The 12537-nt window shown below is 70.0% G+C and carries 13 protein-coding genes and 1 pseudogene; 5 read left to right on the forward strand and 9 right to left on the reverse strand.

Annotated features, from left to right (window positions below):
* Window positions 1-190: 190 nt before the first annotated feature.
* The 4 genes from flgA to K6753_RS07225 all read left to right on the forward strand — a co-directional run bounded on the left by flgA (window position 191) and on the right by K6753_RS07225 (window position 3036).
* A complete protein-coding gene (gene flgA / locus K6753_RS07210; protein WP_223675735.1) occupies window positions 191-898 on the forward strand; it encodes a flagellar basal body P-ring formation chaperone FlgA in 708 nt (235 codons plus the stop codon).
* A gap of 133 nt (window positions 899-1031) precedes the next feature.
* Window positions 1032-1343 carry a flagellar biosynthesis anti-sigma factor FlgM gene (gene flgM / locus K6753_RS07215; RefSeq protein ID WP_223675736.1) on the forward strand — a complete coding sequence of 104 codons (312 nt, stop codon included), beginning with the start codon at window positions 1032-1034 and terminating at the stop codon, window positions 1341-1343.
* A 23-nt stretch (window positions 1344-1366) separates the two neighbouring features.
* Window positions 1367-1759: a flagellar protein FlgN gene (locus K6753_RS07220; RefSeq protein WP_223675738.1), complete on the forward strand. Its 393-nt coding sequence runs from the start codon at window positions 1367-1369 to the stop codon at window positions 1757-1759.
* A 68-nt stretch (window positions 1760-1827) separates the two neighbouring features.
* A complete protein-coding gene (locus K6753_RS07225) occupies window positions 1828-3036 on the forward strand; it encodes an ATP-binding protein (RefSeq protein ID WP_223675740.1) in 1209 nt (402 codons plus the stop codon).
* Between the two features lie 165 nt (window positions 3037-3201).
* Here K6753_RS07225 and K6753_RS07230 read toward each other — a convergent pair whose 3' ends face one another.
* From K6753_RS07230 to K6753_RS07250, 5 genes are all read right to left on the reverse strand, one after another.
* Window positions 3202-4938: an EAL domain-containing protein gene (locus K6753_RS07230; RefSeq protein WP_223675742.1), complete on the reverse strand. Its 1737-nt coding sequence runs from the start codon at window positions 4936-4938 to the stop codon at window positions 3202-3204.
* A gap of 59 nt (window positions 4939-4997) precedes the next feature.
* The gene (locus tag K6753_RS07235) at window positions 4998-6413 is read right to left on the reverse strand and encodes a M28 family peptidase (RefSeq protein ID WP_223675744.1); all 1416 of its coding nucleotides are present in this window, start codon (window positions 6411-6413) and stop codon (window positions 4998-5000) included.
* A 107-nt stretch (window positions 6414-6520) separates the two neighbouring features.
* Window positions 6521-6940: a large conductance mechanosensitive channel protein MscL gene (gene mscL, locus K6753_RS07240; RefSeq protein WP_223675746.1), complete on the reverse strand. Its 420-nt coding sequence runs from the start codon at window positions 6938-6940 to the stop codon at window positions 6521-6523.
* Between the two features lie 85 nt (window positions 6941-7025).
* Window positions 7026-7730 carry a fumarylacetoacetate hydrolase family protein gene (locus K6753_RS07245; protein WP_223675748.1) on the reverse strand — a complete coding sequence of 235 codons (705 nt, stop codon included), beginning with the start codon at window positions 7728-7730 and terminating at the stop codon, window positions 7026-7028.
* Window positions 7731-7788: 58 nt separating this feature from the next.
* Window positions 7789-8100 carry a hypothetical protein gene (locus tag K6753_RS07250; RefSeq protein ID WP_223675749.1) on the reverse strand — a complete coding sequence of 104 codons (312 nt, stop codon included), beginning with the start codon at window positions 8098-8100 and terminating at the stop codon, window positions 7789-7791.
* A gap of 65 nt (window positions 8101-8165) precedes the next feature.
* Between K6753_RS07250 and K6753_RS07255 the strand changes: the two genes are divergently transcribed.
* Entirely contained in the window at window positions 8166-8537 is a 372-nt protein-coding gene (locus K6753_RS07255; RefSeq protein WP_223675751.1) for a Rieske (2Fe-2S) protein, read from the forward strand.
* Window positions 8538-8558: 21 nt separating this feature from the next.
* Here the strand turns inward: K6753_RS07255 and K6753_RS07260 are convergent, their stop codons facing one another.
* The 4 genes and pseudogenes from K6753_RS07260 to thiS all read right to left on the reverse strand — a co-directional run bounded on the left by K6753_RS07260 (window position 8559) and on the right by thiS (window position 12440).
* Entirely contained in the window at window positions 8559-10409 is a 1851-nt protein-coding gene (locus K6753_RS07260) for an SLC13 family permease (RefSeq protein ID WP_223675753.1), read from the reverse strand.
* A 165-nt stretch (window positions 10410-10574) separates the two neighbouring features.
* Window positions 10575-11326: pseudogene (gene trmB, locus K6753_RS07265) on the reverse strand (tRNA (guanosine(46)-N7)-methyltransferase TrmB); the annotation flags it as partial.
* 20 nt (window positions 11327-11346) lie between these two features.
* Window positions 11347-12141: a thiazole synthase gene (locus K6753_RS07270; protein WP_223675757.1), complete on the reverse strand. Its 795-nt coding sequence runs from the start codon at window positions 12139-12141 to the stop codon at window positions 11347-11349.
* Between the two features lie 98 nt (window positions 12142-12239).
* The gene (gene thiS / locus K6753_RS07275; RefSeq protein ID WP_223675758.1) at window positions 12240-12440 is read right to left on the reverse strand and encodes a sulfur carrier protein ThiS; all 201 of its coding nucleotides are present in this window, start codon (window positions 12438-12440) and stop codon (window positions 12240-12242) included.
* Between the last annotated feature and the right edge of the window lie 97 nt (window positions 12441-12537).

Consider the following 12537-nt stretch of genomic DNA (forward strand, 5'->3'; position numbering starts at 1 on the left):
GGCTTCAGCCGCGAAGCCCGGTGGCCCGGACCCACCATTGACCCTGTAGGAGCGACTCACGTCGCTCCTACAACGATCACGAAACAACACGGCGACCGGGCTTCGCGGCTGAAGCCGCTCCTACAGAGGCATGCAATCCTGGCTTCGCGGCTGAAGCCGCTCCTGCAGAAGCTGGCATGCGGCGTGGCACATGCCTTGCCTCCACTCCGGCATGGCACTGCACTTCTCCCTGCTGAAATCGATCCGGTGGCCCGCATGCATCGCGCTGCTGGTCCTCGCAGTCATAGGTGCGAACGCACACGCCGCCGACTTCACACCGCCCGACGCCATCCGCGATGCCGCGCTCGCCGCCGTCGGCGCGGATGCGTCCACCGCCGAGGCCACCGTCGACAGCCGCCTGCGCATGGCCGCCTGCATGCAGCCGCTGCAGGCGGTGCCGGTCAGCCGCCGCAGCGTGCAGGTGCGCTGCACGGATGCGCCAGGATGGCAGATGTTCGTCCCCGTGCGCGTGCGCGACGTGCGTGAGGTGGCGGTGCTCAGGGATTCCGTGAAGGCAGGCCAGCCGATTACTGCCGACGACATCACCGTGCAGCGGCGCGACATGGCCGATGCGCAGGGGTCGGGGTTCGCCGACCCGGCCGAGCTTGTCGGGCAGATCGCGCGGCACGGCCTGGCGCCGGGCGATGCGCCCACGCGCGAGGACGTTGCTGCAGGCGAACTGCTGCGACGTGGCGACCCGGTCGTGCTGCTGTCGCGCATCGGCGGGGTCGAGGTTCGCGTGGCCGGCCGCGTGCTCGGCCAGCCGGGCGCCGGCGGCACGGTATCGGTGGAGAACACCGAATCGCGCCGCGTCGTGCGGGGCCGGGTTGTCGGGGCCGGGGTGGTGGAGGTGCGATGACCTCGCCCCGATCGCGGCCGTTTCCGGCCGGGCCACCGCGCAGGCCGCGCGGTGCCGCGGCCGTTCATGTTTGCTCTAAAGTTCCCGGTGGGGCGGCCGTTAGCGTGGTCGACCGAGTCACCAGGAGCGTGAAATGACCCACAAGATCGATGGCGGACTGCCTCCCTCGCGGCCGGCGGACCTGGCCACGACCGGACCGGCGCAGCGCGCGGGCGAAGACCGCACGAAGCCGGTAACGGCACCGACCGCGGCTGACACCATGCGGCTGACCGGCGAAGCCGCCGGCCTGCAGGCACTGCAGCGCGAGCTGGGCTCGGCCCCGGCCGGGCTCGACGTCGCCCGCGTCAACGAGATCCGCGCGGCGATCGCCGATGGCAACTACCGCGTGGATCCCCAGCAGATCGCCACCCGGATGCTGGACCTCGAGAACGCCCTGACCCAGTGAGTGCCCCCATGCACCAGGCCGCCATGAACCGTTCATTGTCCACCTCCGCCGTGTCGCCGCACCCCGAAGCGGTGCACCCGGCGGTGGTGGCCGATGCCCTGGACAGCCTGGAGCAGGCGCTGCAGGCCGAACGCCGCGCGCTGCTGGAGCACGACGTCGATGCGCTGCTCAACTCGACCCAGGCCAAGCTGGTGGCGCTGCGCCGGGTCGAGTCGCAACCGCTGCAAGGCCATGCCAGCGACCGCGTGGCGATGCTGAGCGAACTCAACCGCGCCAACAGCGTGCTGCTCTCGCGGCGCCGGCGTGAAGTGACCTGGGCCCTGCGACACCTGGGCCGCGTGGAGTCCACCGGCGTGTACGATGCCGCTGGACATGCGGGCGCCCGCCCGCAAGCACGCTGCCTCGGTATCGGATGAACGACCCCCGGACTCCGCTTCCCACCTCGAACACCCCCCCTGCCGACCGCGCTGCCTGGAGCGATGACATGCTCTGGGCGCTGGACGTGGCCGACACCGCGGTGCTGCTGGTCTCGCCCGACGGCGGACTGACCCACAGCAACCAGCGTGCACGCGCGCTGGCCGCGCTGCTCCACCCCGACACCCCCGATCCCGACCCCGCGCGCCTGCTGGCCTGCGTGCCGGACGCGGCGTGGGAGGTCGCCGGCCACGAGGGCCGCTGGATCGGCGAGATCGAGACGCGCGATGCCTCGCGCGTGTTGGAGGTCAAGGTATTCAGCAGCGTCGCGGGGCAGCCGTGGCGCCGCTATGTGGTGATGAGCGACGTGACCGCCCGCGCCGCGCGCGAGAGCGAACTGCAGCGCCGCCACGACGAACTGCAGCGCACCTACAGCCGCCTGGCGGGTGCGCAGGAGCAACTGCTGCAGTCCGAGAAGATGGCGTCGATCGGCCAGCTCGCCGCCGGCGTCGCGCACGAGATCAACAACCCCATCGGCTACGTGCACTCCAACCTGGGCACGCTGCAGGAGTACATCGGTTCGCTGTTCGCGCTGGTGGAGGCCTACCAGGGGGCGCTGGATTCGCCCGATCCCGTTGCCAGCCGCGCGTCCATGCAGGCGATGCGCGAGCGACTGGACCTGGACTTCATCACCGGCGACCTGCCGCAGCTGCTGGAGGAGTCGCGCGAGGGCATCGAGCGCGTCACCAAGATCGTGCAGGACCTCAAGGAGTTCTCGCACGTCGGCCGCAACGAGTCGATGCGCCCGTCCGACCTGCTCAAGGGCCTGGAGTCCACGCTCAACATCGTGTGGAACGACCTCAAGTACAAGGTGCGCGTGGAGAAGCACTACGGCGAGCTGCCGCCGGTGGAATGCCACCTCTCGGAGATCAACCAGGTCTTCATGAACCTGTTGATCAACGCCGGCCAGGCCATCGAGGACCGCGGCACGATCCTGCTGGCCACCGGCGTGGACGGCGACGAGGCGTGGGTGAGCGTCGCCGACAGCGGCTGCGGCATCCCCGAGGACGTGCAGGCGCGCATCTTCGACCCGTTCTATACGACCAAGCCGATCGGCCGCGGCACCGGCCTGGGGCTGGCGATCGCCTACCGTATCGTCGCCAAGCACCACGGCCGCATCGAACTCAACAGCCGCCCCGGCGCGGGCAGCACGTTCCGCGTGGTGCTGCCGGTGCGGCAGCCGGCGGCCGATGCGTCGCCCGCATCCGCGGCCCTGTAGGAGCGGCTTCAGCCGCGATGGGTGCGGTCGGCCTTTTGTAGGAGCGACGTGAGTCGCGACCGCGCAGCTCCGGATACCTGCACGGGTCGCGACTTGCGTCGCTCCTACACTCGTGTTGGAGATCTGTTCGCGGCTGAAGCCGCTCCTACAACGGCATGGTGACGGTCAGTACACCGCTTCGCCCGCGGCACGGCGCTCCCACGTGCGGAACGCGGCCTGGATGTGCTCGCGCAACTCGTCGTCGTTCCACGGCTTGGTGAGGAAGCGATAGATCGCGCCGTGGTTGATGGCTTCGGTAATGGTGGCCAGGTCGGTGTAGCCCGACAGCACCATGCGGATGGTGTCCGGATACAGGTCGCGCACGCGGGCGAGGAACTCGGTGCCGCTCATGTCGGCCATGCGCTGGTCGGAGACGATGACCTGCGCGCTGTTGCTGGCCAGCAGGTCGAAGGCCTCGCTGACGCTGTTGGCCGTCAGGATGTTGTAGCCGTCGCGGCGGAACAGCCGCACCAGCGAGCGCAGCACGTTCTCCTCGTCGTCCAGCAGCAGCAGGGTGCGCTCGGGCCGCGTGGCGGCAAACGCACCGGGAAGCAGGAAGCGCTTGCGCACCAGGTCGCCCATGTCCTCGGCCGGCAGCGGCTGGCTGAAGAGGTAGCCCTGGAAGAAGTCGCAGTGGCTGCGGCGCAGGAAGCCCAGCTCGGCCTCGCTTTCCACGCCCTTGGCCGTGACCTTCATGCCCAGCTGGTGGCCCATCGCGATGATGCCGCGCACGATGGCGGCGCTGCGCGGGTCGCTGGCGACGTTGCGGATGAAACTGCGGTCGATCTTGAGCCGGTCCAGCGGGTACTGCGCCAGCGCGGCGAAGCTGAGGCCACCCAGGCCGAAGTCCTGCACCGTGAGCGTCGAGCCCAGCCCGCGCAGGCCCACCAGCGTGTCGTAGACCTGGTGCGCGTCCATGGCCAGCACGCTTTCGGACACTTCGAACTCAAGCGCATCGCCGGGCAGGTCGAAGCCGTGCAGCAGCTCGCCGATGCGGTCCACGCAATCGGGCTGCGCCAGCAGCGCGCCCGACAGGTGCACCGAGATCGACAGGTAGTCCAGCCCCTGCGCGCGCCAGCGCGCGACCTGCGAGACCGCCGACTCGGCGACCCAGATGCCCAGCCGCGCCGACAGGCCGACGCGTTCGACTTCCTCGAGGAACCGGCTCGGCCGCAGCAGTCCGTGACCGGCGGTGTCCCAGCGCAGCAGTGCACCGAACCCGCACAAGCCGCCGTCGTGTGCATTGATCAGCGGCTGGTAGAACAGTTTGAGCTCGCTGTTGTCGAGCGCCTCGACAAAGCGCTCGGCGAAACCCTCGTTGCCGCCCGGCCGCTCGGGCATGGCGGTGTACAGGCCGATGCTGTTGAGGCCTTCCTCCTTGACCTGGCGCAAAGCTTCCTCGGCCTTGGCCAGCAGCGACGCCGCGTTCTGCGCATGGTCGGGGAAGATCGCGATGCCGATGGAAAGCGTCATCGGCAGCGTGTAGGGCGGGATCGACAGTGGCGTCTCGAACGCGTCGCGCAGCAGCTCGGCCAGCGCGGCGCCGTCGAGTTCGCCGGGTCGGTAGCCGATGCCCATGACGAACTCGTCGCTGCCCAGCCGCCATAGCCAGCCGTCGCGCGGCATCGCCTTGCGCAGGCGCTGGGCGATGGCGGCCAGCGCCTGGTCGCCGATTTGCTCGCCCATGTTGGTGTTGATCGAGCGGAACATGTCCACGTCGATGTGCAGCAGCGCGATGCGGCGCTTGGTGGCACCGGCGGCGGCAATCGCCGTGGACAGGCTGGGCCCGTTGGCGCCCAGCCGGTAGAGCCCGGTGACCGGGTCGACCGCGATGTCGCCGTAATCGTCGTAACGCTGGACCATGGGATCAGCTTACCCGCGGGGCGGGGCGCCTGGACGCCCGCCCGCGATGCGGTGCGCCGTTACTCCACGGCCGGCTTGGGCGCGCTGCCGAAGCCGCCCTCGGCGGACGCGGCCAGGTACGCGAACACCGCGTAGGCGGCGACGTTCTGGGCCACCGCGTCCGGGTCGATCTTGTCGAACGTGTCGTCCGGCGTGTGGTGCAGGTCGAAGTAGTCGGTGCCGTCCTGCGCCAACCATGCCCAGGCCATGCCGCGCTGCGCGAACGGGATCAGGTCCGGGCCCGGGCCGCCCTTGCCGGGGGCGTGCTCGATGCCCAGCGGCGCCAGTGCGGCAGCGATCTGTATTTCGGCCGCGCGTGCGGATTCCGGCGCGCCGGTGGCGAAGGCGTAGACGCGGCCGGCGCCGAAATCGCTCTCGGCGGCAATGACATGGCGGGTGAGATCAGCGGCATGCTTTTCGGCATACGCGCGACCGCCCAGCAGGCCCTGTTCCTCGTTGGCGAAGGCGACCACGCGGATGCTGCGCGCCGGGTGGCGGGGCAGGTCGCCGATGAGCTTGGCGGCGGCCATCGTGATGCCTACGCCGGCGGCATCGTCCACCGCGCCGGTGCCCAGGTCCCACGAATCCAGGTGCGCGCCGATCAGCACGACTTCTTCCGGCGTCTCGGAGCCGGTGATCTCCCCGATCACGTTGTGCGACGTCGCCTCGCCGTCCCAGCCGCAGTCCAGTGCCATGTGCACGCGCTGCGGGCCGAGCGCGAGCAGGCGGCTGAGCTGCTGGGCATCCGGTACCGACAGCGCGGCCGACGGGATCGGGGTCAGGCCTTCGTCGAAGCGGGTGATGCCGGTGTGCGGCTGGCGGTGCGAGTCGGTGCCGGCCGAACGCATCAGGAACCCGGCCGCGCCGGCGCGGATCGCCGCCGAAGGGCCGGTGCTGCGCACGCGCGAGCCGGGGCCGTAGCCGCTGCCGTCGCGGGCGCGTTTCATTTCATAGTCGACGAAGGCGATCTTGCCGGCCAGCGAGCCGGCGGGCGCCGCTTCCAGCGCGGCCAGGTCGGCAAAGCGCACGACCTCGCCCTCGACGGTGCCGGCCGGGCTGCCGCCCAGTGCGGTCAGGGTGAGTGGCTGCGCGTTGTCGCCCAGCACCCGGGCGGACTCGCTGCGGCGGATCCACTTGGGAAACGTCACCGGCTCCAGCCACACCTTGTCGAAACCCAGCTCGCGGAACTTCGCCTCGGCCCACTTCACCGCACGGGCGTCGGCCTCGCTGCCGGCCATGCGCGGGCCGACCTCGGTCGTCAGCGATTCGATGACCTCATAGCCCAGCCGGCTGGCCAGCGCGGCTTCGCGCAGCTGCGGCGCGATGGCCAGTGCCTCGTCGGGGATCCGCGTCACGGACGTTTCCTGCGCAGGCACGCGGGCCGGCTGCAGGGTGATCAACAAGGTGGCGGCGGTTGCCCACAACGGTGCACGCATTCGTGACTCCAAGCCTGGAAAAGACGAAGCCGCGAGGGTAGCAACTCGCGGCTTGGTCTTGGCGTGCCTCAAGTCACGCGACGGGCGCCGGCTTTACGGCGCGCTCTCTATGGCGTGCGCTGCTTCAGCGAATCGCGGATCTCGCGCAGCAGCAGGATGTCCTCGCTCGGCGGGGCCGGCGTGTCGGCCTTGGGCGGGCGCATGCGGTTGTAGCTGCGCACGATCAGGAAGATCACGAACGCAATCAGGACGAAATCGATGATGGTCTGGATGAACGCGCCGTAGGTAATCACCGGTGCGGCGGCTTCCTGCGCGGCGGCCAGCGTCGCGTAGTCGTTGCCGTCCAGCGACACGAACAGCTGCGAGAAATCCACGCCGCCCATCGCCATGCCCACCATCGGCATGATGATGCCGTCCACCAGCGCGGTGACGATCTTGCCGAACGCCGCGCCGATCACCACGGCGACCGCCAGGTCCAGCACGTTGCCGCGCGCGATGAACGCCTTGAACTCGTCGACCATGCTCATGGGTGCCTCCTGCCTTGGACTGGGGCGGACTATACCGCCCGGCGCCGGCATATCGCGGGACAGGCAATCGCCGCTTGGCAGGCGACTACCCGGTGATCTGCCCGCGCAGCTCCACTACGCCATCCAGGGACGCGACGAACGCATCGCCCGGCTGCAGCGGCCCCACGCCGGCCGGCGTGCCCATGAACACCAGGTCGCCGGCGCGCAGTGCATACAGGCGCGACAGTTCGTGCAGGATCTCGGGCACGTCCCAGATGAGGTCGGAGAACGCGCCGTGCTGGCGGCGCTCGCCGTTGACGTGCAGCGTCAGCGTGCGCTCCGCAAGGTCGCCCACCTCGGCGGCCGGCACCAGCTCGCTGACCGGTGCGGCGTTGTCGAACGCCTTGCCGGTGTCCCACGGCAGGCCCTTGGCCTTGGCGGCGGCCTGCAGGTCGCGTCGGGTCAGGTCCAGGCCGATGCCGTAGGCGTGCACCAGCGGTGCGGCGACCTTCGCGTCGAGCACGCCGGGCGGTGCGTCCTGGCCCAGCGCGACGACGAGCTCGACTTCGTGGTGCAGGTCCTGCGTGCCGGGCGGGTAGGGCACGTCGCCGCCCGGCACCACCGCATCGGCCGGCTTGAGGAAGAACACGGGTTGGCCGCGCTCGTCCTTGCTGGCCGGCGCCGTGGCGCCCATCTCGCGGGCGTGGTCGGCGAAGTTGCGACCCACGCAGTACACGCGCCGGACCGGGAAGTGCCCGCCGCCACGAACGGGAATGCGCACGGGCGTCGGCGCCGGGATGACGTCGGCCATGGAAGCTCCTCGAATGGGTGTGCGCCGGCGTGGCCGGCGATGCAGTGAAGTGCGGCGGTCAGCGGCGCGCGGCGCGGCGATCGTCCAGCGAGGCACGGTCGACCACGCGGTACTCGCCATCGACGACATGCCGGTTGGCGTCGCGCGCCACCGGGGTTGTGCGGCTGCGCCACAGCTTGTAGAGCAGGCCGGCGGCGATCATCGCCGCACCGACCACGACACCGAACACCACCATCACCGCGAGCAACGCCAGCCCGACCAGGCCGAACGCGATGCGCACCAACGGGTGGCGCGGCTTGCGCGGCTCGAAGGCGTGGCGGACGCGCGACTGGAACTGGGCGTGATCGAAGCGGAAGGCGTGGGCGAACATGTCGTGCGGCGTGTCTACAATCCGGCGGGGCACCGAGTATCGCGATGCAGGCCAGCGAGGTTGTAATGGATTCGTTAAATCCAAGTGAAGGCGCTGAGGCGCGTGTGGCGCTGGTCACGCTTGATCGGTTGCCCAATGGCGGTTTCGCGGAAGTCGAAGCGGTGATCGACGGCGACGCGGAGTCGCTGGTGCTGTACCGCGACGGTGACTCCGTGCGCGCGTGGCTCAACATCTGCCCCCATGCCGGCCGCCGCCTGGACTGGGCGCCCGGCCAGTTCCTCAAGAGCCGCGAGGGCCTGCTGGTGTGCGCCGCCCACGGCGCGAGTTTCCAGCTGGCCGACGGCGTCTGCGTCGCCGGGCCTTGCCGGGGCGAGGCATTGCGCCCGGTGCCGGTGGACGTGCGCGATGGCGCGGTGTGGCTGGCAGCGGCGACGTAGCCCGGACGCGGGCCCCGGGTTTCAGAACAGGTCGACCCAGAACATCAGGTTGACCATGCCCACGGCGACCACCGTGTAGATCAGCGACAGCGGCCCGCCGATGCGCCAGAGCTCCTTGCCCGAATAGCCCGCCGGGCCGCTGATCATCGAGATGACCGGGTTGGATGCGGTCATGAAGTTGTTGGAGGCCGACAGCGCGACGATCAGCGCGAACGCGGTCGGGTCGCCGCCCGCGGCCAGCGCCAGGTTCACGGCGAGCGGCACCATCACGATGGTCGCGCCGACGTGGCTGATGACCAGCGAGAACAGCGTGGTCAGCAGGCCCAGCGCCACCTCCAGCAGCCAGACCGGCGTGCCTTCCGGCAACTGCTCGATGCTGTGGCCGGCCACCCACGCCGCCGCGCCGGAGGAGTCCATCGCCCAGCCCAGCGGGATCAGGCAGGCCATCAGGAAGATGGTCTTCCAGTTGATGGCCGAGTACGCCTCGTCGATGTGGATGACGCCGGCCACCAGCATGCCGGCCACGCCCGTCATCAGGGCGATCGACACCGGCAGGCGCGAGGACAGCGCCAGTAGCATCGCCACGGCGAAGATGCCCAGCGCGATCTTGAGCTTGTGCGGGCGCTGTTCGCCCTTGGGGTAGTCGGTGACCACGACCAGGTTCTTGCCGGCAGCCGCGCGCGCCAGGTCGGTCCAGATGCTGTGCAGCACCAGCATGTCGCCCGAGCGCAGCGGTACGTCGCGCACGTTCTCGCGCATCACAGACTTGTCGCGGTTGATCGCCAGCAGGCTGACGCCCAGCTGCTTGCGCAGTTCCAGCTCGCGCCCCGTCTTGCCGATGAAATTGGAGGTGGGCGGGATCACCGCCTCGGAAATGCCTGCGCGGCTGGGGTTGAACAGGTCGCCGAAGTTGCGCAGGCGGGAGGTCATGCGCAGGAAGTGGTTCTGCGCGAAGTCGCCCACCTGCTGCTTGCCGCCCATCACGCCCAGCACGCTGCCGACCCAGATGCGGGTGTCGGCCGGCGGTGCCAGGCGCGATTCGTTGTTGCTCTTGAGCGCCAGCAGCAGCGGCGCACCGTGCAGCGCCTCGGCCTCGCCCAGCGACATACCCACCAGCGGGCTGTCGGCGGTGACGGTCAGCTCGTAGACATCGCCCTCGATGCCGTAGGCGTTGGCGAAGTAGCTCTGCGTGCGCGCCGGCGTGGCGCCCTTGCCGTCGTCGCGCTCGAGCTTCTTGCCGAAGAAGTGGAAGTACGCCAAGGACGCACCCAGCAGCGCCAGGCCGATCGGCAGCGGCGCGAACATCGCCAGCGGCTCCAGCGTGGCCGCGCCCGAGGGCAGGTTGCTGTTGGCCGCCAGCAACAGGTCGTTGAGCAGGATCAGCGGAGAGTTGCCGACCATCGTCAGGCCGCCGCCCATGACGATCGCCGCGGCGATCGGCAGCAGCAGCCGCGGCAGCGACAGGCCGGTGCGCGAGGACAGGCGCGAGGCGACGGGCAGGTACAGCGCCATCACCGCCGGGTTCTGCATGAAGGAAGAGTTGAGACCGGCGACCGCGCCCGTCAGCAGCATCAGTCGCTGCTCGATGCCGTGCGCGCGCCGCAGCAGCCAGCCGGCCAGGCGATTAAGTGCGCCGGTGCGGTCCAGGCCCGCGCCCAGGATCATCGTGGCGATGATGCTCATCACCGCGTTGGACGAGAAGCCGTTGAAGATTTCCTCCGGCGCGACCAGGCCCGACAGGCCCAGCAGCACCAGCACCACCAGCGCGACCACGTCGGCGCGGATGCGCTCGAACAGGAACATCACCATCGTGAAGCCGACCAGCCCGAGGACCAGCTTCATGTCGGTGGTGAGCGCGAGCGCGGTGTCCATCAGTGCGCCGGCGGCCGGGCGTGCGGCGCGGTGGCGGGGTGGGGAAGAGCTGCGACGTCAGCGGCACGCGTGGGCTGGCACGGGGTCGACAGACGGACGCCGGACGCGGGCATCGTGCGGATCGAAACGGCGTACCTGCTCCTCACCAGCTCCCGGCTCCCGGTCCTAGACCCTGTCGTACAGCAGGTCCCACACGCCGTGGCCGAGCTTCTGGCCGCGGGTCTCGAAGTGCGTCTGCGGGCGCCAGTCCGGCCGCGGTACCGCACCGCGCGGCCCTGCCCGGTTGGCGATGCCGGGCGTGGCGTCCAGGACGTCCCACATGTGCTCGGCATACTCCTGCCAATCGGTCGCAAGGTGCAAGCGCCCATCCGGCGCCAGCTTGCGTACCAGCAGCGTGGCGAACTCCGGCTGCACCAGCCGCCGCTTGTGGTGGCGCTTCTTGTGCCACGGGTCCGGGAAATAGATGCGGATCTCGTCGAGGCTGCCGTCGGCCACCTCGTTCGTGAGCACCTCGACGGCGTCGTGGTGGAACACCCGCACGTTGCGCGCGTCGTCCTCGGCCAGCGCGTTGAGGAGACGGCCGACACCGGGCGCGTGCACTTCGATGCCGACGTGGTCGCGCGCGGGGTCGCGCGCGGCCGAGTACCGCAGTGCCTCGCCGTTGCCGAAGCCGATCTCGACGATGCGCGGCGCGCTGCGGCCAAAGGCGGCATCGAAGTCGCGCGGCGTGCCGCGGCTTCCAGAAGGCATGTAGTCCAGCCCGAACCGCGGCCACTGCTCGTCGAACGCGCGCTGCTGCGCGGGCGTGAACCGCCCCTGCCGCAACACGAAGCTGCGCACCTGGCGGTGGCCTTCGGTCACGGTGAAGGGCTTGGGCGGCACCTTGCCCGGCCTGGACTCGTCTGCGGCGTCGTCGCTCATCGTGGAAGCCGGCCTGTCAGCCGATCAGCCCATCGACCGGGCTGGACGCACTCGCATAGCGCTTGCGCGGGATGCGGCCGGCCTTGAACGCGGCGTGGCCGGCCTCCACCGCCAGCTTCATCGCATGTGCCATCAGCACCGGATCCTTCGCGCCGGCGATCGCGGTGTTCATCAGCACGCCGTCGCAACCCAGCTCCATTGCGATGGCGGCATCCGACGCGGTGCCCACGCCGGCGTCGACGATGATCGGCACCTTCGCGTTCTCGACGATCTCGATCAGGTTGTATTTGTTCTGCACGCCCAGGCCCGAGCCGATCGGCGCGGCCAGCGGCATGACCGCCACGCAGCCGATGTCCTCCAGGCGCTTGGCCAGGATCGGGTCGTCGGAGGTGTAGACCATCACGTCGAAGCCGTCCTTCACCAGCGTTTCGGCCGCGGCGATGGTGGCGACCACATCGGGGAACAATGTCTTCTGGTCGCCCAGCACCTCGAGCTTCACCAGCGTGTGGCCGTCCAGCAGTTCGCGCGCCAGGCGGCAGGTGCGCACGGCATCGTCGGCGGTGTAGCAGCCGGCGGTGTTGGGCAGGATGGTGAAGCGGTCCGGCGGCAGCACGTCGAGCAGGTTGGGCTCGCCCGGGTTCTGGCCGATGTTCGTGCGGCGGATGGCGACGGTGACGATTTCCGCGCCCGCGGCCTCGGTGGCGCGGCGGGTTTCGTCCAGGTCCTTGAACTTGCCGGTGCCGGTGAGCAGGCGCGAGGCGTAGGGCTTGCCTGCGATGACGAGGGGTTCGGGGGCGTGTGGCGTGGTCATCGCGCCATTATTGCATCGCGATACGACACGTGGGCCGCGATGGAGCAGCGAGTGTGGCGCGCGCTCAGCCGCCGGCAGTGCCAGCGTGCGGCACGTGCTCAGCCGCCTCCGAGCGCGTGCACGATCTCGACGCGATCGCCGTCCGCCAGGGGATGCTCGCCGTGGCGGCCGCGCGGAACGATCTCGCCGTTGACCTCGACGGCCACACGGCGCTGGGCCAGGCCCTCCATTTCGAGCAGGGCGGCGATGGTGCAGGCGGCCTCGAGCGCGCGGGCTTCGCCGTTGAGTGTGATGTCCATGCGCGCATTGTCGGCAAGTGCGCGCCGCGGTGCCACTTGGGGCGTTGCCGCGGTGCCGTGCGGTTCCTGCAGGCACGGGATGCGGCGGTGCGCCTTG

This window comes from Novilysobacter selenitireducens (assembly GCF_020026895.1).
GTDB classification, from domain to species: Bacteria; Pseudomonadota; Gammaproteobacteria; order Xanthomonadales; family Xanthomonadaceae; genus Lysobacter_C; species Lysobacter_C selenitireducens.